Below are 25,820 nucleotides of genomic sequence, written 5' to 3' on the forward strand. Positions count from 1 at the left end.
GCCGTCTGGCGAGCGCAGCAGGTCGGCGGCCGGCGCCGCCGCGACGTGCGCAGTTCGCCCTTGGGCTCCCTCAGGGATCGCCTGAGCGCGCGGACTCAGTCCTGGCAGTCGACATAACGGCGGACGACGCCGCCGGGGATCGGCTGGGTGAACGCCCCAGAGAGGAGGGGCGGATTCCACTTCGCCTCCTTGTATTGAAAGATGACGTCGTCCTCCGTGTTGGGCACCCGCATGCGGATCGAGCGGGGGATCTCGGCCTCGCAGGCGCCGCCGCTCGGCGGGATCGGCTCGTCGATCCCCTCCGGGTCGACGCGCGGCGGCGCGGTGCGGATGACCCCGTGATTGCTGAGCTCGGCGCGATAGAGGTCCATCCCCCGCTGCGCGACCCGGACCTCCCGGACGCGCAAGCGCTGCTGGCTCCACGGCAGGCGCCAGTCGTCCGGGCGCGGCTCGAGGTGGATCTCCTCGACCGCATCGCGGGTGCTCTGGATCAGCACACGGTAGAAGCCGTCGCCGTCCCAGGCGATCGAGGCGCCGTGCGGCTCGTGGACGAGCACCGGCGCCTCGCCGCGGAGGAGCGCGACGAGCGCGTGCCCGGGGATGGGCACCTGGGTGAGCCGCGCCAGGTTGCACGCGCTCGCGGGCCCATGCAAAAGCTGCTTCTCCCCGACATCGAGCATCTGGAACAGGGTGCCATTCGACGTGAGCGTGTAGAGCGTCGCGCCGAAGGGGCTCACCACATCGAAGCGGACCCGATCGGGATTGACCGCCAGGATGTACACGTCACCGCGGATCCTCCCCTGGCGCGAGAAGTGGTCGATCTTGGCGGTGCCCTGGACGCCGTTCACGCAGGCATAGGTGTCCTTCATCCGGTCGAGCGCCGCGTCGGCGGTCGGGAACCGGGATGGCGGCGGAGCCACGGCGGCACAGCCGGTCACGAGCACGGCGAGGGTCGCGGCCCAGGCGATCGCGCGATGGCGCATGGGCGCGGACGCTGACAAGGATCGCGGAGCCCGTCAACCGCGGAAGCGGCGAGGGAGGCGCCTTGATGCAGGACGGGCGCCGGAAGCGCCCTGGTGGAGGACGGGGGGCCGGCCGAAGGCGATGAGGCCGAGGGGGCCGAAGAGGGGGCGCCGCGCGCCCGGCCGGAGCGAGCCCCGGCCGGACGCGCGCGGCCGAGATCAGGACGCCCGGAGCGCCTCGAGCAGATCGACGTCGGGGATCGCGATCGGCAGGCGGGCGCGGAGGACGGCGACGTCGTTGTCCTCGCAGAGGCGCGCCACCGCGAGCCCGTCGAAGAGGGAGATGGGCGCGGTCCCCGGGATCGCGGCCTCCTCGCGCGCGCCGGAGAGCATCTGACCGGCGGTCAGGATCCAGCCGGCGGTCGCGGGGCCGTAGTGGTGGAGCGAGCCGCGCAGCTCGGTGACCCGCTCGCGGCCGACCTCGCGGCCGTCCCGCCGGATGACCAGCGCCAGCTTGATCTCGTCGCCCGCCGTGCGGAGCGCCCCGGAGAAGTGGCTCTCGCCGCCCGGCGCCCCGGCGCGGCGCACCGCGCGCAGCTGGCCGAGGCCGATGCGCTCGAGCGCGAGGACACAGATCTCGACGAAGGCGTGGCCCGGGAGCTCCGAGATCTTGCGCGCGAAGGCGCGCCGCGCGGCGTCGCGGTAGCGCTCCACGGCGGCGAGCGCCTCCTGCTCCAGCCGCGCCAGGTCGCCCGGGAGCAGCCAGTCGGTCAGCGCGATCCGGCCGCCGGCGAAGCGGAAGCGGGGCCGCTGCCCCGCGGCGGTGCGGCGGGCATTGTCGGCGCGCACGGCGGCCGCGACCTGGGACTGCACGAGCTGCACGTCCCCGGCGAGCCGGCCCCGGCGCTGCGCCGTCTCCGCGATCTGACGGAGCGACACCGCGCCCGCGTTCCGATCGAAGGTCGAGAGGATGCCCGCGACGGCGTCGGCCAGATCGCGGCCGGCCAGGTCGTCGAGCGCGTGCCCCTCGCCGCCCGTGAGCTCGATCACCTGGGGGCCGCGGTAGACCGGCTCGGCGCCGAAGCCCTCGGCGCGCTCGACGCGCTCGACGCGCTCGGGGCGGTCGAAGCGCTCGGTCCGGTCGGAGCGCTCGGTCCGGTCGGAGCGCTCGGTCCGGTCGGAGCGCGGCGGCTCGCGGCCGTTCTCGCGGCGCGCCTCGAACACCGGCGTCGCGACGTACGAAGGCAGCCCGCCGGAGCTCGTGCTGGCCTCCGCGGTCCCGCGGCCGCGGCGGCGACGGCGGCGGCGGCGGCGGCCCTCGCCCTGCTCGCCCGACGAGCCGGGGGTCGCGCGGTCCTCACCGCCGAGGATCGGCTGATCGTCGTCGTCCTCCTCGTCGAAGAGCTCCGCGGCGCCGGCGACGGCCTCGGCCCGCATCGCCTCGTCCGGGCCCGGCGGCTCGGCGTCCTCGAGCTCGCCGTCTTCCTCGTCGAGGTACGCGCCGGCGGCCCGCGGGGACGAGGGCGCCGGCGGCGGCACGGGCTCGCGCGCTGCCGGGATCTCCACCCCGTTCAAGCCGGCCGCGGCGGGCGCGGCGGGCGCGGCGACGAGCGCCTCGTCGTCGTCCGCCTCGTCGTCGAGCGCGGGCGCGGCCTGCGCCGCCTCGCCCGCGGGCTCGGCCTCGACGTCGGCCGCCTCGGCCTCCGTCTCGGGCTCCGCCGCGAGAGCCCCCGAATCGCTCTCTTCCGCCGCCTCGTCGTCCGCGGCCGCCTCGAACAGGGTCGGCTGCTCCTCGTCCTTGCGCGCCTTGGCCGCCTCGGGCTTCCCGCCGCGCTTCCCCTTCTTGCCGTCGAGCCCGGACTTGATCGTCTTCTCGTCCCACTCGCGCAGCGCGAAGACGCCCGGCTTCACCCGCACCAGGGGGTTGTCCGCCGTGTCCTTCTTCAGCGTCGCCGCCAGGCGGGCGCCCATCGTGACCTCTGGGCTCTTGCCAACGTGGCTAAGGAGGTTCTTCTCGATCGCGATATCGGTGATCTCTTTATAGTGAAGCGGTCTACCGATGAGGCGAAGCACCTCGGCGGCTGCATCCGTGAACGTCATTTTGTTCGCCCTTCGGGGCGCGCCGCCCGGCGGGCGCCCTCGTCGTCCCCATCGCGGCCGCCCCGTCCACAGTGGCTGACGAAGCGCGCGGGATACCCCACCGCAGCCGGGAAACGCACATTCGCTCCCACTCGACCACGACGCGCGGAACGGCCTGCTCGTAGCATGCTCGAGCACCGCGGTCAACGGGCCGCGCGATCTGGCTCAAGATAAGCCGCTGGACGACCTCTGGGGCTAGAACCGGGGCGCGGCCGGCGCGAAGCCCGGAGCTGCCGCGCGAAAGCGGGCGTGCGGCGCGGGCGAGAGCGCGGCCGGCGCGATCCGCGCGCCGGCCGCGGCGGCGCGCGGGCCCCGCGCGAGCATCGATGTCGCCCGTGAGCGGCTGTCGGCCAGTCCGGAGCACGGGATATGCGAGGCGGGAGATGGGCTAAACGCTCATCGCGGGGCGCGGCGGCTCCGCGCGGCCGCGGCGCGAGCTGCGATGATGGAGAACGCGATTGGACGTGGCGCGCCCCCCGGCCAGCGCGAGAGCAGGGGCGCGCCGAAGACGGGCCGAAGACGGGCCGAAGACGGGCCGAAGACGGGCCGAAGACGGGAATGAGGGCGCGCCGAGAGCGGGAGATCCCTCCCGGCCAGGGCGCCGCCGCCGCGCCTCGCCGGAGCGCGCCGCGGCGCGGCGCGGCGACGACACCGGGCCGCCGGCGCGGCGCGCCGACAACGGAGCGGCGACAACATCGCTTTTGCGCTTTGCCATCTCCCGGATAAGGGGGTTACGCTGCGTGGGTGGAGCTTTCGCGGCTTCTCGATGAGCTCACCCTGGCGGCCAACCGGGTCGGCATCGCCGTCCGGATGGAGGCGTTCGATCCGCACCTGTCGGACGCGCGCAATCCGCGGGGCGGGCTCTGCACCGTGCTCGGCCGCCGGGTCATCCTGGTCGACGCCAATGCGTCGCTGCCCGATCGCATCGCCACGGTCGCGGCCGCGCTCGCGCGCGTGGACCTGGAGTCCGTGTTCCTGCCGCCGATCGTGCGCGCGACCATCGGCGCCCACGCCCGCGGCGGGCGGCCGCGGGCGGCCGCGCCGGGCGAGCCCGTGCGCCTGCCGACGCGCCACGGCAAGCGCGGGAAAGCCACGACGCTGCTCCCGCTCGCCCGCACCAAATGGCGTGACTCCTGATCGCGGCGGCGCGCCCCCTCCCCGGGCGCGCCGCCCTCCCCTCGCCGACCTCGCGAGGACGCCGGCGGGGGCTCCTCGCGCGGCGCCGCGCGCTACGACGCGAGCGCCCGCTCGACCTCGACGTACGTCGCCGCGATCGCCGCATCGAGCTGCGCGACGTCGGTCCCGCCGGCCTGCGCCATGTCGGGCCGGCCGCCGCCGGAGCCGCCCACGATGCGGGCGATCGGCTTGATCAGCTCCCCGGCCTTGAGCCGCTCGGTCGCCGACTTGGAGAGCATCACGGCGAGCTGCGCCTTGTCGCCCACCGCCGCGCCGAGCAGCACCGCCGCGCGATCGCCGAGCTTGTCGCGCAGCTTCTCCGCCAGGTCGCGCAGCGCGCCCGGGTTGGTGCCGTCCGGCACCCGGCGCGCGAGCACCTTGATCCCGCCGATCTCCCGCGCGTCCTCCAGCATCGCGTCGATGCCGCCGCCGCCGCCGCCGCCCTGCGCGGGGCCGGCGCCGCCCTCCAGGATCCGCCGCTCGAGGTCCGCGACCTTCTTCTCGAGCTCCCGCTCGTGCGCCACGATCTTCCCGATCTTCTCGGCCAGATCGCCGCCCTGCGCCTTCGCGACCTGCCGCGCCCGCGCCAGCTCGGCCTCGACGCCCCGCGCGTACGCGAGCGCGTTCAGCCCCGTCGACGCGAGGATCCGGCGCACGCCCGCGGCCACGCCGCCCTCGCCCGTGATCTTGAACAGCCCGATGTCGCCGAGCGCGCGCGCGTGCGTGCCGCCGCAGAGCTCCACCACCTCGGGCGTCATCGTGAGCATCCGCACGGTGTCGCCGTATTTCTCCTCGAAGATCGCCATCGCGCCCCGCCGCCGCGCCTCGTCCATCGGCAGGATCTCGGTCGTCACCTTCGCGTTCGTGAGGACCTTCTCGTTCACGAGGTCCTCGATCCGCGCGATCTCCTCGCGGGTGAGGGGCCGGTTGTGCGTGAAGTCGAAGCGGAGGATGTCCGGGCCGACCCGCGAGCCCTTCTGCTGCGCGTGCTCCCCGAGCACCTTGCGCAGCGCCCAGTGCAGCACGTGCGTGGCCGAGTGGTTGCGGCGCGTCGCCGACCGCGCCGCGTGGTCCACCTCGAGGTGCACGCGCTGGCCCACCGCGATCGCCCCCTCGCGCACCACGCCCTCGTGCACGACGAGCCCCGCGACCGGCTTCTGCGCGTCCCTCACCTCCACGCGCGCCCCGTCCGCCGTGAGCTCGCCGCTGTCGCCGACCTGGCCGCCCGACTCGGCGTAGAACGGCGTCTCGCGGACGACGATCTCGACCGCCTCCCCCGCCTCCGCGCGCTCCACCAGCGTCCGCGCCTTGCGCGCCCGGTCGCCCTCGCCCTGCACCTCCACCCGGATGATCGCGACGACCTCGCTGTCGCCCTCCTCGCGCTCGTAGCCCGTGAAGACGACCGGCTGCGCGAGCTTCCCGCGCGCCTCGCGGTGCGCGGCGTCCACGGCGGCGTTCGGATCGATCGGGCCGTCCGCCTCGGCGGCGCCGTGGATGACCGCCTCGGCCCCCTGGACGTCGACGTCGAAGTTCGACTCGGCGCAGATGACCTGCGTCAGATCCAGCGGGAATCCGTAGGTGGTGTAGAGATCGGCCGCCGCGGCGGCCGGGAGCGTCTTCTCGCCCGACGAGCGCATCTCGTCGAAGCGCTCGTCCAGGATCTTCATCCCGCGCTTCAGCGTGGAGCGGAAGCGGATCTCCTCGTCCTCGGTGACGCGGGCGATCAGCTCGCGCCGATCGCGGAGCTCCGGGTACGTCTCGCCCATCCGGCGCACCACCTCGAGCGCGACCTCGTGCAAGAACGGCCGGTCGATCCCGAGCCGGTGCCCGTGGCGGATCGCCCGACGCATCACCCGGCGGAGCACGTACTCGCGCCGCTGCCGCTCGGGCATCACGCCCTCGGCGATCAGGAACGCGGTCGTCCGCGCGTGATCGGCGATGACCCGCATCGACACGTCGTCGTCGGCGCTCCCGCCGGTGTACGGCTTGCCGCTGAGCTCCGCGGCCTTGTCGACGAGCCCCCGGAGCAGGTCGGTGTCGTAGTTCGACGTCGCGCCCTGGAGCACGCTCGCGATCCGCTCCAGGCCCATGCCGGTGTCGATGCTCGGCGCCGGCAGCGGCACGAGCGGGCCGTCCTTCTCGACGCGCTCGTACTGCATGAACACGTTGTTCCAGATCTCGGTCCAGCCCGTGCCGTCGATGCGCGGCTCCTCGCCGAAGCGCGAGACGTCGGGCTCGTTCCCGTGGAAGAAGTGGATCTCCGAGCAGGGGCCGCACGGGCCGACGTCGCCCATCGTCCAGAAGTTGTCGGCGAGGCCCAGCCGGAGGATCCGGTCGTCGCCGAAGCCGGTGACCTTGCGCCAGATCGCCGCGGCCTCGTCGTCGGCCGGGAAGCCCCCCTCGCCGTTGTAGATGGTGACCACGAGCCGCGACGGGGAGACCTCGTAAACCTTGGTCAGGAGCTCCCACGCGAAGGCGATCGCGTCTTCCTTGAAGTAGTCGCCAAAGCTGAAGTTGCCGAGCATCTCGAAGAACGTCTGATGGCGCGCGGTCACGCCGACGTTCTCAAGGTCGTTGTGCTTGCCGCTGATCCGGATGCACTTCTGGCTCGAGGCGGCGCGCTGGTAGGGGCGCTTGTCCTTGCCTGTGAAGACGTCCTTGAACGGCACCATACCCGCGTTCACGAACATCAGCGTCGGATCGTTCTGCGGCAGGAGCGGCGCGCTCGGGACGACCTCGTGCCCGCGCTGGGCGAAGAACTCGAGGAACGTGCGTCGGATCAGATCGGAGCTGGCAGGCGTTGCGATGGGCATAGGAGGAGGCGCGGTCTAGCACGACCGGAGAGCGGCATCCGCCCGCTCGAGGGGGCGAGCCCGGCCGCCGCCGCGGCGGCCGCGCGCGGACCGGGGAGGCCCGAGTCGACCCCCGCCGGCGCGGGCGCCGGCCGGTCGAGCGCCCGCGGCGCGCCGGTCGAGCGCCCGCGGCGCGCCGGTCGAGCGCCCGCGGCGCGCCGGGTCAGCGGCCGGAGGGGACGACGCTGCTGCCCGAGGCGGCCTCGAGGGCGAGGGGCGCCCGCTGCAGCGCGCTCTCGATCGCGCCCGCGACGGCGTCGTTCTGCAGCTGGGCGAGCTCCCGCCCGCCGCGGGCGCGCCGCGCCTCGGCGACCGCCTGGGCCGAGCCGGTCATCGAGCCCTTCAGCGTCTGGCTCGGCATCTCGCGGATCACGAACTCGACCTTGGCCGAATACCCGATGCCGTCGGCCCCGTGGCGCTTGCTCAGGTGCGTGACCGAGCCGTCCAGCGTGAACGCCGGCAGCTTGCGGCTCTTGCCCTCCGCCGCCACGTCCGTGCCGTCGGCCACGATCTCGATGTCGGCGAACTGCATCACCCGGTTGCGCGTCTGCTGCTTGAGGAGCGACCCGAGCATCGCGTCCTTCACGCCCGAGCGGTTCTCGAACTTGCCCAGGCTGACCAGGAAGCGCGCCTTCGCGGACAACTTGGAGAGCCGCTCGATGGCGGCCTGGATCGGGCGCTTCTGGCTCGGGGTGGACTCGACGGTGAGCGCCGCCTTGAGCGCCGGGACCGCCGCGGGGTTGCCGAGCGCGCCGAGCGCAGCCGCGGCCGAGGCGCGCACCGCCGGGTGCGGATCCCTGAGCGCCTTCTCGAGGGCGGGCCGCGCGCCCGGGCTCTTCGATCGGCCGAGCGCCAGCGCCGCCGCGACCCTCAGCCGGTAGTCCTTGCCGACGGCGATGTCGCGGAAAGCGGAGGTGTCGGCGTCCTGCGCGCTCGACAGGGACGTCGAGCCGAAAACCATCGAAGTCGCCAAGAACATCGCAATGAAGAGACGACGAACCATCACGTCCCTCCGGAGATCGGCGGCCCTCGCCACCCGCTCTCCTCGGTGAACCACGGAAATCTCGCGACGCGCCTGGCGTCCAGACGGTCTTATCCTTGGCCAGGACGGTCGCGAGATCAAGGCCCCTTTGGCCCGCGATGGCTCATGCAGGAGGCGTGACGAGCCCGGCAGACGTCGTCGTCACGCGCCGGAGCGCTCCGGTGTACCGCCCGGAGCGCTTATTTCCAGACACACTGCCACGACTGCCCCTGGATCGGCTGACCAGCTCAGAAATCGGCTGACCAGCTCAGAAGAGGATACCGAGATACCAGCGCACCGTCTGTGCGGTCTCGAGGTCGATCGGCTGGAGGTTCTTTTCGCCCTTGAGCTGGCCGAGCCCGCTGAGCGGGAACAGCACGCCGTACTGCACCGCCGTGTAGAATCCGCCCATCTTGTCGGGATCGTCGTTGAGCGTCCCGTCCTTCGACTGGAAGTACAGCTGTCCGTTCAGCTCGATGCCGAGGTCCCTGGCGTTCCCGGGCGCCTGCACGAACTCCGAGGCGCGGCTCCAGATGGCCGCGGCGCCCAGGCCGGCGCGCTGGCCGTTCTTGTCACGAGCGAAGTCCCAGTCCACGCCGGGACGGAAGTAATAGGCCCCCTGGACCCGAGACAGGATGTTCCTGAACAGGATCTGGTCGACGCGGTAATCCGGGTGGAAACGGAAGGTCGAGTAGGTGCGATCGGTCGAGTTCTGGGGGTCCATGGCCCCGGTGTTGGTGCCGACGGGCTTGAGGGAGGGCACGTCGTCGTCGCCGGTCGCGTAGCCGAAGCCGAAATGCAGCCGCAGGCGGCCTTCCATCTCGGTGAGCTCGGCCTGGGTCGCGATCCCGAACTGCCGGATGCCCCAGCCCGTGTCCTTCGGCGAGAGGACGTTCGCGTAATCGGCCTCGCTCTGCCCGCGCAGGTCGAGGGAGCCGTAGATCATCGCCGCCTCGAGCTCGAAGCGGAACTTCTTGTAGAGGAGCTGGAACCACACGTCGGGGATGACCATCTCCGCTCCCCGGTGCACGTACCCGCTCGCGACGGTGTCCGCGGTCGCGCCGAGCGGCGCGGACCGGTCGGGGTGCTCGGAGTCGACGTTCTCGTCGTTCGCCAGGGTCTGCTTCCGGTACGCGAAGTAGACGCCGCCGTTCACGACCATGTTGCCGCGGGCGAGATCGAGCTTCTGGAGCTCCGGGTTCTTGCGGCGGACGGCGACGAACACGTACTGATCGACGTCATCGGACTGGGCGAGATCGTAGGGCTGGCCCTCGAGCTCCTGGAGGGAGGCGCTCGTCGCGCCCTCGTTGGCCCAGTCCCACGCGCCGGCGAAGTAGAGGTCGTATTTCTTGATCCCCGTGACGAACATCAGCCGATCGACGGTCGACTGGTAGTCGGAGTCGTGCCCATCGCCGCTGTTCGCCACCATGCCGAGGCCCCAGTGGTTCGGCATCCGGCCGAAGCGCAGGAGGCCCACGGGGGTCATGTACTCGCCCCAGATCCGCTTGACGGAGATCGAGTCCCGGGTCGAGTTGATGCCGGCGCTCGGCGCCCACTGGGTGCTGGAGAAGGCCCCGAGCGGCGAGTACCCGCCCCGGCGGGCGACCTGGTAGCCGCCGCCGGCGCCCGGCTGGTTCGCGTACCCCTCCGGGGTCGAGCCGAGCACGACGTTGTCGAGGAGATCGACCTGGGAGAGGATCCGCAGGTTGTCGCTGATGTGCAGCTCGGGGTTCAGCCGGAAGCGCATGTTCGCGCCGGCCTGGGTGTCGCTCTTGCACCAGTGGAAATCGCGCGAGCCGCCGCTCGTGGTCTCGCTCGGGTCGCAGAGGTTGACCGCGTGGGTCGCGTCGTAGGAGTTGTCGGCCGGCTGGGGCCAGAGCGCCGCGTTGCGCGCGTCGGCGCGGCCGAGGGCGAAGCTGTTGAAGAGCTCCCACCGGAGCCGGTAATAGCCGTGGAACTCGAACGTCGGCCGCGCGTGGGCCCACCAGTCCTCGGCGTACACCTCGCTGGGGCGGGCGCCGATCTCCCCCTGGGTCGCCTTCCGCTCCGTCCCCTCGGCGGCCGCCGAGGGCCCCTCCGAGGCGGCCGGCCTGGCCGGCTGGGGCGCGGCCGGCGCGGCCGTGTCGTCGGCCGGCGGCATGAGCGGCTCGCGCGTCGGCGCCGGGGGCTCGAGCGCCTCCACGTCGCTGCCGCCGACCGGCGCCGCGCCGGGTTGCGCCGGGGTCGCCCCGGGCTGCGCCGCGCCCGGCTGCGCCGGCGGCGCGGTGGCCGCGCCGGGCTTCGCCGCGCCCGGCTGCGCCGGCGGCGCGGTGGCCGCGCCGGGCTGCGCCGGGGCCGCGGTGGCCGCGCCGGGCTGGGCGGGTGCCGCGCCGGGCTGCGGAGCAGGAGCGCCGGCCTGCCCGGCGGGCGGCTGCGCCGCCGGCGGCTGGGCCGGCCGGCGCGCCGGCTGGGCGGACGCGGAGGACGCGCCCAGCACGAGCGCGAGCGCGAGGCCCGACCGGAGGCGACGGCGAGGGGTGCCAGGGCTGCACGACGTTCCCGGAGACCGCGACGAGATGGGCATCTGCTTAATTCGTTCGCGCGTTTGGCCCCGCGCGCAGGATGAGGTTGATGTTCCGAGCTCTCGGCGGCCCGGAGGCCGGGCGCCGATGTCTCATGCCCGGCTTGTGTGGTCAAGGCGCCGCTCGGCCCCGACCCCTGGAACCCGCCCGCCCCCCGGAACCGCCCCCGGAGCCCCCCGAGCCGGCGCCCCGCTGCGCGCGCGCCCGGCGCCGTCCCGCGGCCCCCCGACCGCGCCCGTCCCGCCGTCCCCGACCGGCGCGCCCCGACCGCGCCCGTCCCGCCGTCCCCGACCGCAAGCAGCGGCTTCTTTGAGCCCTCTTGGAATTCTGCGCATGATCCGGGAAGATCCACCGCGTTGCGTTGGATGCCGCCGCGCGCGCCGGCTGCCGTACTCGCCTCACCGGTCCGCGCGGAGCGCCTCCGTCCCAGCGAACGTCCATCCTGGAACGGCCGTGCGCTGCCGGAGGCTCACCGACCGGGAAGATGCCTGAAAGGGGATAGATGAGAACGCTGCGAGCGCTGTGTCTGCTGTCGATCGTGGGCGCTGGGGTGGGGCTCGCCTCGGGCGTGGCGCGCGCGCAGGGGGCGGTCCGCGAGGGGGAGTTCTCGGTGCAGCGGTTCGAGCCGGCGCCGGGGTCGAAGAACTACCTGAGCGTCGAGGGCGCCCGGATGGAGGCGTCGCTCGGGGTCACGGCCGGCCTGATGTTCGACTACGCCCGGGAGCCGTTCGTCCTCGAGAGCTGCGTCTCGGCGACCGACTGCTCCTCCCCGGACGCCCGGGACCACCGGGAGCTGCCGGTCATCTCGGACATGCTGACCTGGAACGTGCTGGCCTCGATCACGCCGACGTCGTGGCTCCAGGCCGGCCTGCGCTTCCCGGTCGCCTACGTGAGCGGCCAGGGGGTCGACGCCGCCACCGGCGCGGCGGCCGCGGAGGGGCTGAAGGCGTTCGGCGCGGGCGACCCGACGCTCGAGGCCAAGGTGCGGTTCTTCGGCGGGCCGCGCGATCCGCTGGTGCTCGGCGCCGCGGCCGACGTGAGCTTCCCGCTCGGGCACGCGACCAGCGAGGGGAGCTACCTCGGCAGCTCGTCGCCGGTGACCGCGGGGCTGCGCCTCATCGTGGACGGCAGCGCGGGGCCGCTGTCGTTCGGGCTTAACCTGCGCGGCAAGCTGCTCCCCGAGGCGGCGCGGATCGCCTCGACCGAGGTCGGCCCGGTCGAGCTCCGGTACGGCGGGGGGCTCGGCTACCAGATCGCGCCGATGCTCCGCGTGCTCGCCGAGGGGTACGGCGCGACCCAGTTCAGCGCGCAGGGCGGGACGAACTCGCTCGAGGTCGACGGCGCGCTCCAGATCGCCCCGCGCGACCTCGGCCTCGTGTTCACGGTCGGCGGCGGCGCGGGCGTGGTCGAGGGCATCGGCGTGCCCGTGGCGCGCGGCATCGCGGGGATCCTCTTCGTGCACGAGCCCGGCGACGGGGACGCCGACGGCGTCGGCGATGCGGCGGACCGGTGCCCCGCGCTGCCCGAGGACCTGGACGGGATCGCCGACGAGGACGGCTGCCCCGAGGACGACGGCGACGGGGACGGCATCCCGGACGAGAGCGACCGCTGCCCGACGAAGCCGGAGGTCGTCAACGGGCTCGACGACAAGGACGGCTGCCCCGACGAGGTGGCGGATCGCGACAAGGATCGGGTCCCCGACGCGCAGGACAAGTGCCCGGATCAGGCGGGCCGGGTGCTCTTGCCCGAGCATTACGGCTGCCCCGACAAGGACGAGGACGGCGTGCCGGACCGGGTCGACAAGTGCGTCGACGCGCCCGAGGACACCGACGGGTTCGAGGACGAGGACGGCTGCCCCGACCCGGACAACGACCGCGACGGCGTGCTCGACCAGCAGGACGAGTGCGTCGACCAGCCCGAGGTGAAGAACGGCTTCAAGGACGAGGACGGCTGCCCCGACGAGCTCCCCGACAGCGACGGGGACGGGATCCCGGACGAGAAGGACCGGTGCCCGAAGCAGCCGGAGAACCTGAACGGCTTCGAGGATCTGGACGGCTGCCCGGACCGCGGCGCGAGCCTGGTGCAGGTCGGCGACGAGGACATCAAGATCCTCCAGCGGGTCGAGTTCGCGCTCAACAACGACAAGATCCAGGGCGCGCAGAGCTTCGCGGTGCTCGACGCCGTGGTGTCGGCGCTGAGCCTCCACCCGGAAATTTTCAAGGTGGAGGTCGCTGGCCACACGGACGACGCCGGGCCGGCGGACATGAACCGGTCGCTGTCGCAGCGGCGCGCCGAGGCGGTGGTCGCTTACCTCGCGAGCAAGGGCGTCGCCCCGGCGCGGCTCGTGGCGCGGGGCTACGGCCCGGACAAGCCGATCGACGACAACAAGACCGCCAAGGGCCGCCAGAAGAACCGGCGCGTCGAGTTCGTCATCGTGCACTCGGTGAAGAAGCCGCAGCAGGCGCCCGGGGATCCGGCGGCGACGGCGCCGGCAGCGCCGCCGGCAGCGCCGACAGCGTCGCCCGCCGCGGGGCCGGCGGCGCCGCCTGCGGCTGCTCCGCCTGGGGCCGCGGCGCCTCGGGCAGCGCCGTCGCCGGCGGCGCCGCTGCCGCTCGCGCCTCCGCCGCCGAAGCCCTGATCGCCCCTGTCCTGCGGCAGAGGGCCGCGTGGACGGGCGGATCTCGCCGTCCTCTCCTCTGGATCTCTCGGCCGAGCTGAGCGACGCTCCCGCCCGCGGCATCCCGCTCCGCGGGACGGAGCCATGGAGAAAGCGCTGATGAACCGGACACTCATTGCACTACCCCTCGTGCTGTCGTCGCTGTTCGCCGCGGGCTGCGGCCACTCCGAGCAGGAGTGGAAGGCGCAGCTCGCCAAGTACAACGACCTCCAGAACCGGAGCCAGAAGCGGGAGGCGGACCTCGAGAAGGAGCTCGCCGACGCGAAGCAGCGCGTCGAGGAGCTCGAGAAGAAGCTCGCGGACCAGGGCGCCGACATCTCGAAGATGAGCTCGACGCTGGAGGACCGCGAGAAGGCGCTGGCGGAGTACAAGGCGCGCGCGAAGCAGCTGGAGGCGATCCAGGCGCGGTTCGACCTGCTCCGGAAGAAGCTCGAGGAGCTGACCAAGCTCGGCCTGGAGGTCCGGGTCCGCCGGAACCGGATGGTCATCTCGCTGCCCGGGGACGTGCTGTTCGACTCGGGCAAGGACACCCTGAGCAAGGAGGGCCAGGAGATCCTGAAGAAGATCGCGGACGTCATCCGGGGCGACAAGTCGCTGGTCGATCGCGACTACCAGGTCGCGGGGCACACGGACAGCCAGCCGTACAAGAACGGCCCGTTCTTCGACAACTGGGGGCTCTCGCTGATGCGGGCGCGGTCCGTGCTGCTGTTCCTCATCGGCAAGGAGGGCCGGCTGCCGACGCGGCACTGGAGCGCGGCCGGGTTCGCGGACACGGACCCCGTGGCGGACAACACCACGCCGGCCGGCAAGCAGAAGAACCGCCGGTGCGACCTGGTGGTGGTGCCGGACGTGGACGAAATGCTCGACCTGACGAAGCTCGCCACGAAGTGAGGGCGGGCGCGAGGGCGGGGCTCGCAGGGCGGGCCCGCGCGCGGCGCGGGGGTGGCGCGGCCGGCAGATTCGTGATCCAGATCACGTCAGCATAAAAAAGCTGGGCGATTTCGGGATCCTGGCTCCTGGGTCGACCACAACGCGTTCTGGTGCCGGGCGTCCGGGGACGCCGGCGACCACATCGCGTTCTGGTGCCGGGCGTCCGGGGACGCCGGCGACCACGACGCGTTCTGGTGCCCGGGCATCCGGGGTTGCCGGCGACCACAACGCGTTCTGGTGCCCGGGTGTCCGGGGACGCCGGCGACCACATCGCGTTCTGGTGCCCGGGCGTCCGGGGACGCCGGCGACCACGACGCGTTCTGGTACCCGGGTGTCCGGGGGCGCCGGTGACCACATCGCGTTCTGGTGCCCGGGCTTCCGGGGAGGCCGGCGACCTCGACGCGTTCTGGTACCCGGATGTCCAGGTTCGCGAACGACGGGCGAACGCCACCACCAGGGCGCGCTGGCCACCTCGCGCTCCGCTCTCTAGACTCGCGCTGCGATGCCCCGCTGGTTCAACACGGCAGGCCCCTGCAATCCGGCCGATCACTACATGCTTCCGCCCGAAGAGCGGCTGCCTGGCGTACGCGACCTCATCGACCGCAAAGCCTATTTCGTTCTGCACGCGCCGCGGCAGATCGGGAAGACGACCTCGCTGCTGACTCTCGCCCAGGCGCTCACGCGCGAAGGGCGCTACGTGGCGCTCCTCGTATCGGCAGAGGTCGGCGCCCCATTTCCGGACGACCCCGGTGCTGCGGAGCTCGCGATGCTGAGCGAGTGGCGCGGCCTCGCCGGCTCGCAGCTACCGGCCGAGCTCCAGCCGCCGCCCTTCCCGGACGCGCCCCCCGGGCAGCGCATCGGGGCCGCCCTGCGCGCCTGGGCACAGGCCGCGCCGCGGCCGCTCGTCGTCTTCCTCGACGAGATCGACGCCCTGCGGGACATCACGCTCATCTCCGTCCTGCGCCAGCTCCGGAGCGGCTATCCAGGCCGCCCGCACGGCTTCCCGCACGCGCTCGCGCTCATCGGCCTTCGCGACGTGCGCGACTACAAGGTCGCCTCCGGCGGCGGCGACCGACTCAGCACATCGAGCCCGTTCAACATCAAGGTCGAATCGCTCACGCTGCGCAACTTCACCCGCGACGAGGTCGCCGCCCTGGTTGCCCAGCACACGGCCGAGACGGGCCAGGGCTTTCACTCGAGCGCCGTGGATCGCGCCTTCGAGCTCACCCAGGGCCAGCCGTGGCTCGTGAACGCGCTCGCCCGCCAGCTCGTCGATGTCCTGGTCAAGGATCGCGCGCAGCCCATCACCGCCGCGGACGTCGATCGCGCCAAGGAGATCCTGATCGAGCGGCAGGACACGCACCTCGACAGCCTGGTAGAGCGGCTGCGCGAGCCGCGGATCCGCGCCGTGATCGAGCCCATGCTCGCCGGCGGCACCCTCGGCGACGTGCCCGAAGACGACCGGCGATTCGCCGTCGATCTGGGCCTCGTGCGCCGCGCAGCGGAGGGCGGCCTCGTCATCGCCAATCCCATCTACCGCGAGATCATCGTGCGCCAGCTCGCGAGCGGCGTGCGCGACTCGCTACCTCGGATCCCGGCGACCTGGCTCACGCCGGACGGCCGCCTCGACGCCGATCGCCTCCTCGACGCATTTCTCTCCTTCTGGCGCCAGCACGGCGAGCCGCTCCTCGGCGCCGCGCCTTATCATCTCGGCCATCCAGCAGCGACACCCGCTCGCGCGGCCGATGCTCCGCTGTCCGTCCTGCCAGCTACGGAGCCTGCGGGCAGCAGCCTCGCTCGTCACAGCCGCACTCCGAGCAGGACCGCGCCGACGTCGTCCCGCAGTGTTCCTTGAGACGATCCCTCAACGCCTTGCGGGCGCGGTGCAGCCGCACCATCGCGTTGCCCGGCGTGACACCGAGCTCGGCCGCGACCTCCGTGACCGCGACACCGTCGACGATGACGCGCTTCAAGATGAGCGCGTACTCGGGCTTCAATCGTTCGGCCTGGACGAGCACGCACCAGCAGTCGACGCCGTCCTCCTCGATGGAGGGAAGCTCGAGCTCATCGACCGAGAGCGCCACGCCGTGCTTCTTGCGCAGCTCGTCGAGGAGGACATTGCGCACGACCCGCCCCACCCACGCCGCGGCTCGGGCCGGGTCGCGCACCTGGTCGCTCCGGACAAGCGCCCGCTCGAGCGCGCGCTGGAGAACTTCCTCGGCGTCGACGCCTGCTCTGGCCCTGCGTCTCACGCTCTCCAGCAGCTCGCCGCGCCGAGCGGCCAGGGCTTCGCGCACCGCCTGGGCCGCTCGGGTCAGCTTGTCGGGGTCCATGGACACCTCCGATTCTGCTCCCGGCGGGCTCTTCTCTCAACCCTCCCAGAAAATTTTGCGGCACAGCGAGACGCGCGAGGGCCTCCACCAGCCGCCTCGGCTCAGCTCGCAGCCTTCGCGTAAGGTTGGAGGGGGCTGCCCGTCGATCCTTGCGAGGTGGAGGCCCGCGATGGAGATGATGGAGAGGATCGAGGAGGCGAGCTGCGACCCTTGCACGAGCTGTTCCTCGGATACGGAGGAGGAGCGAGGACGCCCGGAGCACGTGGAGCGAGCGCTTCGGCTCGGGTACCTGACGGTCGGCTGGAACGTCGCCGAGGGCGTCGTCGCCGCCAACCCGGTTGAACGGCAAGACGGGAGATGGAGATGAGTCGTCCCTGGTTCGCCCTTGTTCTGTACGCCGTCTACATGGCGCTCGCCTTCGGATGGCGGTCGCTCCGCCAGCGCCGCGCGACCGGATCGACGGGGTTCCGCGGCATCTCGGGGCCCCCGGGATCGCTGCCCTGGCTCGGCGGCGTGCTCTTCGCGGTCGCGATGCTCCTCGGCCTGGCCGCCCCGGTCGCGGAGCTCGCCGGCTGGATCGGGCCGCTCGCCGAGCCTGGCCTCGTCGTCGTCGGGCTCGGGGCCGTCGCGACCCTCGCAGGGATCCTCGGCACCTTGTGGTCCCAGGGGGCGATGGGGGCGTCGTGGCGCATCGGCGTGAGCGAGGCGGAGCGCACGAGCCTCGTGACCCGAGGGCCGTTCGCCGTAGTGCGGAACCCCATCTTCAGCTTCATGATGCTGGCCGCGCTCGGGATGGCGCTCATCCTCCCGAACGCCGCTGCGCTCGCCTCGTTCGTGGCGCTGGTCACCGCGATCGAGCTGCAGGTCCGCGCGGTCGAGGAGCCCTACCTGCTCCGCGCCCACGGCGAGGCCTACGCCGCCTACTGCGCGAAGGTGGGGCGCTTTCTGCCGGGCCTCGGCCTCACCCGCCAATGACAGCGGTTTGGTGACGACATTGCAGGAGCTCGACATCACCAGCGCCGGCGAGCGTACGACGAGGTCGATACGTTAGCACCTACGCGCCGCTCAGCCGCCGAGCCACTGCCGCGCGAGCTCGAGCGTGCGGGCGTTGTCCGGAACGTCGCGGAGGAAGCGCTCGCGCCAGGTCGGGTCGCTGAGCTTCTCGGCGCGCGCGAGCAGCGCGTCCCTGGCCGACGCGATGGCGGCGCTCGCCTCGGCGCGCCGGCCGCTCGCGGCGAGCGCCTCGGCGTACGTCAGGCGGACGAACGGCTCGCCCTCTTCCAGGGTGCCGAACTCCGAGAGCTGCGCGCTCGCCTCGGCGGCAGCCCGCATCGCCTCGTCCGTACGCCCGAGCCCGAGGAGCGCGCGCACCAGCACAGCGATGGCCTGCACGCCGAGCGTCGGGGCGCTCTCCAAGAGCGCGATGGCGGAGCGCGCCTCGCGCTCGGCGGCCTCGAGGTCCCCCAGGCCGAGGACGATCTTCGCGAGGTAGCAGCGAGCGAAGAGCTCCGTGCGCACCATCCCCGCTCCCCGGCTCGACGTGACCGCCGCCTCGGCGAGCGCCCGCCCGTCGGCGAGTCGACCACGGCACGCCAGGACACGGGCGAGATTCGACTCCGCCGAGAGCTTCAGCTCCTGCAGCTGCAGCCGGTCGGACTCCTCCAAGACTTCGCGCAATGTCGATTCGGCCGTTTCGAAGTCGCCGAGCTCTGCATAGACGGATCCGAGGTTTCCGCGTTCACCACAGGCATTGCGTCGATCCCCGGCCATCTCGAAGGCGAGTATCGCGGCTTTCATGCGGTCCACGCCGGCGCCCAGATCGCCGGTGCAGATCGCATGGTAGGACCGCGCCAAGTGAAGCCGCGTGGCGACCACCTCGAGGCCTCCTGCCTCGACGCTCGCCAGCGCGCGCTCGACGGCCTCGACCAGCGCACCGCCCGCCGCGTAACGTCCGTTGAGCAGCAGCGCGATCGCACACTCGGCAAGGCAGATGAGCCTGACGGCCGTGTCGTCGCCCCGAGCGGCGGTATCCGCCGCGATGGCCGTCCAGCGCTCGACCTCATCAGGCCGGCCCAGCTTGGACGAGGCCAGCACGACCTGGGTAATGGCCGAGAACCACGCGGCCGAGCCGCGCTCCACCAGGCCCCCCGCCTCGCTCCCCCGCTCCGCGGCGAGCGCGAGATCGCCTCGCCACACATGGGCCTCCGCCTGGATCTGGCGGAATCTGCCGGCGGTCTCCCCGGTCGCGCCGCACCCGATGCCCCGATCGGCCCGCGCGATCGCCGCGTCGAGATCGCCGCCGCGCAGCGCCTCCTCGGCCGCGCGCAGGTACGCCTCCGCCGCCCGCGCCGGCACCCCGCCGATCTCGAAGTGCTCGGCCAGCACCATCGCGTCCGCGCCGCCGGCCCGGGCCAGCCAGTCGCCCGCGAGGCCGTGGCCGACGCGGCGGTCGCGCTCCGTGAGCATGCCGTACGCCGCCTCGCGCACCAGCGCGTGCCGGAACTGGTACTCCTCCTCGCCCGCGATCCGCGCCTCGGGCCGACGCACCAGCAGCTCGCGCCGCGAGAGCTCCGCGAGCGGCTGCTCGACCTGCGCCCCGCCCACCAGCGCCGCCATCGCCCCTCGCCACGACGTCTCGCCGAACACGCTCGCCGCGCGCAGCACCCGCCGCTCCTCGACATCCAGCGCCTCCAGCCGCGCCTGCACCATCGCGAGCACCGTCTCCGGCATGCCCTCGCCACGGCCCTCGGCCACCGCCCGGATCTGCTCCTCCAGCACGAACGCGTTGCCCTCGGCCCGCGCCAGCAGCTCGTCCACCTGCGCCCCGCTCACGCCGTCGCCGAGCACCTCGCGCACGAGCCGCTCGCCCGCGCGACGCGGCAGCGGCGAGAGGCGCAGCTGCAGCCCGATCCGATGCCGCCAGAGCTCGGGGAACAGCTCGTCCACCTCGGGGCGCGCCAGCGCCAGCACCAGCAGCGGCAGGTCCCTCGCGTGCTGCAGCGCCGCGTCGATCAGCCGCACCGTCGGCAGGTCGCCCCAGTGCAAGTCCTCCAGCACCAGCAGCACCGGCTGCCGCTGGCACTCGGCCTTCACGAAATCCTCGAACGCCTCGCGGATGCGGTCGCCCATCAGCACCGGGTTCTGGCGCGCCGCCTGCAGCTGCACATCCCCCTCGTCGGGGAACGGCGCCCCCACCAGCTCGCCGAGGAACGCCGCGACGTGCAGGCCCCTCGCCCCGAGCGTGTCGAGCTGCCCCACCCGGTCGAGCACCTTGCTCCGCCGCACCTCCAGCGCCTCGCCGTCGAGGATGCCCATGGCGCGGCGGAGCGCCTGGGCGACGAGGCCGAAGGGCGAGCCGGCCGCCATCGGGTCGGCCCTGCCGATCCAGATCGCGGCGCCCTCGCGCTGCTCCTTGAGCGTGCGGAGGAACTCCCAGGCGAGGCGCGACTTGCCGAGGCCAGGCGCGCCCATCACCACCACCGCGTTCGCGGAGGGCTCGTCCACGCAATGGCGCCACTCGGTCGCGAGCTGCGAGAGCTCGCGCTCGCGCCCCACGCAGGGCGTCGGCTTGCCGAGGAGCCGCGGGATGGTGTCCGGCTCCTCCTTCGGGCCGCGAAGCCAGCACCCGCCGGGCCCCCGTACCGTCTCGAAGCGGCTCGCGATCAGGCTGGCGGTCGCGTCATCGAGCCGGATCTCCCCGGGCGGAGGGCCATCGCGCCCGGCGATGAGCTGCGCGACCCGATCGATCAGCTCGCCGACCGGCAGCTTGCCCTCGACCTCGGTCAACCCGGTCGCGACGGACATGGGCACGGCGCCGAGCACCTTCCGGAGCGCGAGCGCGCAGTGGACCGCCCGCGCGGCGAGATCCGTGGGCGACTCGGCGCCGGACAGCGCGACGAGCCACCAGCGCGCTTGCAGCCGATCGAGGCGCCCGCCGTGGCGCGCCGCGATGTCCCGCAGCGCCTCGGCCCCCGCGGCGCCGTCGGCGTCGGTGAGCGTGGCGCCGGCCTCGGCGCCGCCGTCTTCGGCCAGGATGACGCACATCACCTTGCGCTCGGCCGTCGTGATCGCCTCGCCCGGCGCGACCGGCGCCGCGACCGCGCTCGCCCCGATCGAGAGCCCCTCGCCGGCCATGGCGGCGAGCTCCGCCGCGGCGGCGGCGCCGTCGCGCGGCCGCTCTCCCGCGTTCTTCGCCAGCATCCGCGCCACCAGGCGCTCGAGCGGCTCCGGGATACCGTCGCGGAGCTCCCCGAGCCGCGGCGGCTCTTCCAGGACGACCCGCATCAGGAGCGCGAGCGCGCTGTTGCCGAGGAACGGCGGGCGCCCCGCGAGGCACTGGAACAGCACGCACCCGAGCGCGAACACGTCGGCCCGGGCGTCGACCGGCGCGTCGCCGCGCACCTGCTCGGGCGCCATGTACCCGGGCGTGCCGAGCACGGCCCCGGGCGACGTGAGGATCGGCGCGAGCCGGAGGTGGCGCGCGATGCCGAAGTCGAGCAGCGTGACGCGCTCGACCGCGCCGCCCACGAGCATCAGGTTGCTCGGCTTGAGGTCGCGGTGAACGACGCCGAGCCGGTGGATCGCGCCGAGCGTCGTGGCCACGCGCGCGGCCAGCGCCACGCTCTCGGCGAGCGTGAGCGGCGCCCCGGCGAGCCGCTCCTCCAGGGTCACGCCGTCGAGCCACTCCATGGCCAGATACGGCTGCCCTGCGCCGGTCACCCCGTGCGCGACGTACTGCACCACGCCCGGCAGCCGCAGCGTCACGAGCGCCTCCGCCTCCCGCGCGAACCGGCGCAGGTCGTTGGCGCTCGCGCTCTGCAAGACCTTGAGCGCGACCGCCTGCTCGGACACCCGGTCGCGCGCGCGGTAGACGTCCCCCATCCCGCCGGAGACGGCGAGCTGCTCGATCTCGAAACGATCCTCGATCACGTCCGCTGCGCGCATGGCGGTTCCAATGTACTCCGCGCGAGCCGCGGGCCCCCGCGCGTGGATGTCCAGATGGCCGCCCCCCGGTCCAGATGGCCGCCGGGGATGTCCAGATGACCGCCCCCCATGTCCGGATGACCGCCCCCCATGTCCGGATGGCCGCCCCCCATGTCCGGATGGCCGACAGCTGTGCCCTGACGCGGGCGGTGAGCGGACACCGCCGCCACAGCGCACTGACCGTCCCGCGCTCGGCTCGCGGAAGCTCCTCCCCCGCGATCCAACCCGTAGGCCCTCGTGGAGGGAGCTCGCCGCGCGGGGCGGGCACGGGCTGGTGTCTGAGCCCATTTTACGTCCTGTGTCCGGCGCGCGCAGCGCGACGGGCACAGGACGTCTCAGGCGAGTTCAGCCCGTGCCCGCCCCGCGCGGCGAGCTCCCTCCACGAGGGCCGGGCCACCTCGGACAGGCTCTCTACTCCTCCGAGGCCGCCGCGCCCCCCGCCCCGGCTGCCGCCGCCGCCGCCTCCAGCTCGCAGCGCACGACCTCGACCTCGCCATCCGCGAGCTCCGGCCGCTCCACGAGCGCGTGCGCGCCCGCGCGCACCGCCGTGAGCACGTCCCCCAGCGCCGGCTTCAGCCGCGCCAGCGTCGCGGCGTTCGCCCCGAGCGCGAGGTCGGTCACGACGCGCCCCACGCTCGCGCCGAGCTCGCTCTTGCGCTTGTTGACCGCCGCCATCGCCGCCGCCGCCAGATCCAGGAGCCCCGGGTCCGAAGGCGCCGCGACCTCCGCGAAATCCGCCGCCGAAGGCCACTTCGCCCGGTGGATCGAGGCCTCGCCCGTCTCCTCCGCGTACACCCAGCGCCAGACCTCGTCGGTGATGTACGGCAGGACCGGCGCGAACAGCCGCAGCAGCACCGACAGCCCGAGCCGCAGCGCCGCCACCGCCGAGCCGCGCGCCGCCTCCCCGGCGCCGCCCTCGCCGCGCGCCCGCGCCTTCGCGAGCTCCAGGTAGGCGTCGGTGAACCAGCGCCAGAAGAAATCCTCGGTCCGCTCGAGCGCCGCCGCGAACTCGTGCTCGTCGAACGAGCGCGTCGCGTCCTCCACCACCGCCGACAGCTTGTGCAAGAGCGCCCGGTCGAGCTCCTCGGAGATCGGGTGGACCTCCGCCGACTGGCTGAGCACGTACTTGCTCGCATTCCAGATCTTCGTGACGAGCCGCTTGCCGATCTTCAGCACCTTCTCGTCGAACGCCGTGTCCGTGCCGAGCCGCGCGCTCGCCGACCAGTAGCGGACCGCGTCCGAAGAATACGTGTCGAGCAGGTGCATCGGCGTGACGACGTTGCCCTTGCTCTTCGACATCTTCTTGCGATCCGGATCGAGGATCCACCCGGAGATCGCGACGTGGTGCCACGGGACCGACGACTCGTGCAGCATCGCCTTCGCGATCGTGTAGAACGCCCACGTCCTGATGATGTCGTGGGCCTGCGGCCGCAGATCGGCCGGGAAGAGCCGCGCGTGACGCGCCGGATCGTCCCCCCAGTGAGAGCTGATCTGCGGCGTGAGCGAGCTCGTGAACCACGTGTCGAAGACGTCGGACTCGGCGGTGAAGCCGCCGGGCTGGTCCCGCTGCGACGCCTCGTACCCGGGCGGCACGTCGACCGTCGGGTCGACCGGGAGCATCTCGCGCGTCGCGAGCAGCGGCCGGCTGTGATCCGGGTTGCCCTCGGCGTCGAGCGGATACCAGACCGGGAACTGCACGCCGAAATACCGCTGGCGGCTGATGCACCAGTCGCCCTGGAGCCCCTCGGTCCAGTTGCGGTACCGGAGGCGCATGAAATCCGGGTGCCACTTGATCTTGTCGCCGTACTCGAGGAGCTCGGCCTTCTTGTCGGCGAGCCGGACGAACCACTGCCGCGTGGGCACGAACTCGAGCGGCTGGTCGCCCCGCTCGTAGAACTTCACCGCGCGCTCGATCGGCCTCGGCTCGCCCCGCAGCGCCGGCCCCCGGCCGGGCGCCGCCGCGTGCTCCTCGCGGCGGAGCAGCTCGACCACCGCCGCGCGCGCCTGCTTCGCCCCCCTGCCCTGGAGCGGCGCATACGCGGCGTTGGCCGCGGCCGGGTCGCGGCTCTCCCACGCGCCCTCGCCGAACGTCACCGGCAGGACACGGCCGTTCTTGCCGAGCATCTGCCGGAGCGGGAGCTTCTGCTCCCGCCACCAGATCACGTCGGTCGCGTCGCCGAAGGTACAGACCATCAGGATGCCCGTGCCCTTCTCGCGATCCACGAGCGGGCTCGGGAAGATCGGCACCGGCGCGCGGAAGATCGGGGTGAGCGCCGTCTTGCCGAAGAGGTGCTGATACCGCGGGTCCTCCGGGTGCGCCGTGACGCCGACGCAGGCCGCGAGCAGCTCCGGGCGCGTCGTGGCGATGACGAGCTCCTCGGCCGTCCCCTCCACCGCGAACGCGACGTCGTGGAACGCGCCCGATTGCGGGCGATCCTCGACCTCCGCCTGGGCGACCGCGGTCTGGAAATCGACGTCCCACATCGTCGGCGCGAAGACCGAGTAGAGGTGGCCCTTCTCGTGGAGATCCAGGAACGACAGCTGCGCCGTCCTGCGGCAGTGATCATCGATGGTGGTGTACTCGTTCCGCCAGTCCACCGAGAGGCCCACCCGGCGGAAGAGCGCCTTGAAGACCTGCTCGTCCTCGCGCGTGACCTTGTGGCAGAGCTCGATGAAGTTGGGCCGCGACACGATGCGCGGCGGCTCCTTCTTGATCGTCTCCGGCGAGGCCTGCGGCAAGGTCAGGCCGCGCTCGTACGGCGTGCGCACGTCCGTGCGGACGTGGAAGTAGTTCTGCACGCGCCGCTCGGTGGGCAGGCCGTTGTCGTCCCAGCCCATCGGGTAGAAGATGTTGAAGCCGCGCATCCGGCGCTGGCGGACGACGACGTCCGTGTGCGTGTAGCTGAAGACGTGGCCGATGTGCAGCGAGCCCGAGGCGGTCGGCGGCGGGGTGTCGACGACGAAGGTCTCCTCGCGGGGGCGCGACGGGTCGTATCGGTACGTCCCGTCGGCCTCCCACACGTCGGCCAGGCGCAGCTCGGCGACGGGCGAGTCGAAGTGCTTCGGGAGCGTCGCGGGATCGATGGAGCGGAACGTCTTCTTGATCGTCACGTGGTCACCTGCAGAACAGACCCCGCAGGAACCTCCCGCGGGGCCGGCATCCTACGTCGTCCCCCGGGTGCCGCTCAAGGCGCGCCGCGCCCGCGCGGCGGCGATCCGCGATCGCATCCGCGCATCCGCCAGAGCCCGGCGGCTCCGCCGGCGCGCGCGCCGTGGAGAGGAGAGGAGAGGCCGGCGCCCAGGTCGTGGAGGACGCCGGCGGCGCCGCCGCGGAGATCGCGGAGAGGCGGGCGCCTCGATCGCGGCGAGGCCGGGGGCTCAGTCGTAGCGCTCGACGTGGACGTGCTTGCGGGGGACGGCGAGCTCGCCGCGGGCGAGCTCGCGAACGGACGAGACCATCCGATCGAGGCCGCAGATGAAGACGTGCGGCGCCGGATCGCCGCTCTTCTCCGCGAGCTCCCGGTAGAGCTCGGGCACGTGCGCCTGCACGTAGCCGCGGCGGCCGGCCCACGACGGGCCGCCGCGCGAGAGCGTGATCTCGTAGCGGATCCGGTCGGATCCGCGCGCGAGCGCATCGAGCTCGTCGCGGTAGATGACGTCCTCCTCGAAGCGCGCGCCGAACAGGATCCACAGGTGCGGCGCGGCCAGCCCCGCGCGCAGGGAGGCGCGCAGCATGCTCCGGAGCGGCGTGATGCCGGTGCCGGTCGCGACGAACAAGGAGGGCGCGGAATCCCCGGGATCGCGGGTGAAGAGCCCGTGCGGGCCGATGGCGCGGAGCGTGGCGCCGGGCTCGAGCCGGTGCAGGTGCTCCGAGCCCGCCCCGCCCTGCACGAGCGTGACCGCGAGATCGAAGCGGGGCGAGCCGTCGGGCGCGGATGCGATGGAGTAGGCGCGCTTCACCTCGCCGCCCGGGAGCGGGAGGACGAGGTTGACCCACTGGCCCGCCTCGAACAGAAACGACCTCCCGTCGGCGCGCTCGAACGAGAGCTCGCGCACGAAAGGGCTGAGGGGCCGGGCGGCGACGAGGCGGGCTTCGAACGGTTCGGCGTGGATCATGGTCGGGCCCCGGCGGGGCTCGGCTGCGAGGCCGCGCGGGTGGCGAGGTCTTACCGCAGCCTGCGCCCCG

At 73.1% G+C, this 25,820-nt stretch carries 15 protein-coding genes; 6 read left to right on the forward strand and 9 right to left on the reverse strand.

Annotated elements, in window-relative coordinates:
- Positions 1-95 precede the first annotated feature (95 nt).
- Complete coding sequence (locus NQZ70_RS32480; RefSeq protein WP_129577693.1) at positions 96-983, reverse strand: hypothetical protein; 888 nt, start codon at positions 981-983, stop codon at positions 96-98.
- 198 nt (positions 984-1,181) lie between these two features.
- Positions 1,182-3,062 (reverse strand): HTH domain-containing protein, encoded by a 1,881-nt coding sequence (locus tag NQZ70_RS32485; RefSeq protein WP_129577694.1) that lies wholly within the window; start codon positions 3,060-3,062, stop codon positions 1,182-1,184.
- A 783-nt stretch (positions 3,063-3,845) separates the two neighbouring features.
- On the opposite strand from NQZ70_RS32485, the gene NQZ70_RS32490 reads away from it, so the two are divergent.
- On the forward strand, positions 3,846-4,238 hold the full coding sequence (locus tag NQZ70_RS32490) for a hypothetical protein (RefSeq protein WP_129577695.1): 393 nt from the start codon (positions 3,846-3,848) through the stop codon (positions 4,236-4,238).
- 92 nt (positions 4,239-4,330) lie between these two features.
- On the opposite strand, the gene alaS is transcribed toward NQZ70_RS32490, so the two are convergent.
- The 3 genes from alaS to NQZ70_RS32505 all read right to left on the reverse strand — a co-directional run bounded on the left by alaS (position 4,331) and on the right by NQZ70_RS32505 (position 10,713).
- Positions 4,331-7,084, reverse strand: coding sequence for an alanine--tRNA ligase (gene alaS / locus NQZ70_RS32495; RefSeq protein WP_165374678.1), 2,754 nt, complete (start codon positions 7,082-7,084; stop codon positions 4,331-4,333).
- A gap of 208 nt (positions 7,085-7,292) precedes the next feature.
- The gene (locus NQZ70_RS32500) at positions 7,293-8,090 is read right to left on the reverse strand and encodes a HEAT repeat domain-containing protein (protein WP_129577697.1); all 798 of its coding nucleotides are present in this window, start codon (positions 8,088-8,090) and stop codon (positions 7,293-7,295) included.
- Positions 8,091-8,418: 328 nt separating this feature from the next.
- Positions 8,419-10,713 carry a TIGR04551 family protein gene (locus NQZ70_RS32505; protein WP_129577698.1) on the reverse strand — a complete coding sequence of 765 codons (2,295 nt, stop codon included), beginning with the start codon at positions 10,711-10,713 and terminating at the stop codon, positions 8,419-8,421.
- 500 nt (positions 10,714-11,213) lie between these two features.
- On the opposite strand from NQZ70_RS32505, the gene NQZ70_RS32510 reads away from it, so the two are divergent.
- The 3 genes from NQZ70_RS32510 (at position 11,214) to NQZ70_RS32520 (ending at position 16,173) form a co-directional block, all read left to right on the forward strand.
- A complete protein-coding gene (locus NQZ70_RS32510; RefSeq protein ID WP_129577699.1) occupies positions 11,214-13,349 on the forward strand; it encodes an OmpA family protein in 2,136 nt (711 codons plus the stop codon).
- A gap of 138 nt (positions 13,350-13,487) precedes the next feature.
- Positions 13,488-14,279: an OmpA family protein gene (locus tag NQZ70_RS32515; RefSeq protein WP_129577700.1), complete on the forward strand. Its 792-nt coding sequence runs from the start codon at positions 13,488-13,490 to the stop codon at positions 14,277-14,279.
- Positions 14,280-14,820: 541 nt separating this feature from the next.
- Positions 14,821-16,173, forward strand: a complete 1,353-nt coding sequence (locus NQZ70_RS32520; protein WP_237244247.1) for an ATP-binding protein — start codon at positions 14,821-14,823, stop codon at positions 16,171-16,173.
- Here NQZ70_RS32520 and NQZ70_RS32525 read toward each other — a convergent pair.
- Positions 16,088-16,651 carry an RNA polymerase sigma factor gene (locus NQZ70_RS32525; protein ID WP_129577701.1) on the reverse strand — a complete coding sequence of 188 codons (564 nt, stop codon included), beginning with the start codon at positions 16,649-16,651 and terminating at the stop codon, positions 16,088-16,090. The genes NQZ70_RS32520 and NQZ70_RS32525 overlap by 86 nt on opposite strands.
- A gap of 169 nt (positions 16,652-16,820) precedes the next feature.
- Between NQZ70_RS32525 and NQZ70_RS32530 the strand changes: the two genes are divergently transcribed.
- Both NQZ70_RS32530 and NQZ70_RS32535 read left to right on the forward strand, forming a co-directional pair.
- Positions 16,821-17,018, forward strand: coding sequence for a hypothetical protein (locus NQZ70_RS32530; RefSeq protein ID WP_129577702.1), 198 nt, complete (start codon positions 16,821-16,823; stop codon positions 17,016-17,018).
- Complete coding sequence (locus NQZ70_RS32535; RefSeq protein WP_129577703.1) at positions 17,009-17,626, forward strand: isoprenylcysteine carboxylmethyltransferase family protein; 618 nt, start codon at positions 17,009-17,011, stop codon at positions 17,624-17,626. Before NQZ70_RS32530 ends, NQZ70_RS32535 begins: the two co-directional genes overlap by 10 nt.
- A gap of 90 nt (positions 17,627-17,716) precedes the next feature.
- On the opposite strand, the gene NQZ70_RS32540 is transcribed toward NQZ70_RS32535, so the two are convergent.
- The 3 genes from NQZ70_RS32540 to NQZ70_RS32550 form a co-directional block, all read right to left on the reverse strand.
- Positions 17,717-21,595 carry a serine/threonine-protein kinase gene (locus NQZ70_RS32540; RefSeq protein WP_129577704.1) on the reverse strand — a complete coding sequence of 1,293 codons (3,879 nt, stop codon included), beginning with the start codon at positions 21,593-21,595 and terminating at the stop codon, positions 17,717-17,719.
- A gap of 450 nt (positions 21,596-22,045) precedes the next feature.
- Complete coding sequence (gene valS / locus NQZ70_RS32545; RefSeq protein WP_129577705.1) at positions 22,046-24,745, reverse strand: valine--tRNA ligase; 2,700 nt, start codon at positions 24,743-24,745, stop codon at positions 22,046-22,048.
- Positions 24,746-25,012: 267 nt separating this feature from the next.
- The gene (locus NQZ70_RS32550) at positions 25,013-25,750 is read right to left on the reverse strand and encodes a ferredoxin--NADP reductase (RefSeq protein ID WP_129577706.1); all 738 of its coding nucleotides are present in this window, start codon (positions 25,748-25,750) and stop codon (positions 25,013-25,015) included.
- Positions 25,751-25,820: the final 70 nt, after the last annotated feature.

Origin of the sequence: Sorangium sp. So ce836 (genome assembly GCF_028553905.1) — a bacterium.
GTDB classification, from domain to species: Bacteria; Myxococcota_A; Polyangia; order Polyangiales; family Polyangiaceae; genus Sorangium; species Sorangium cellulosum_D.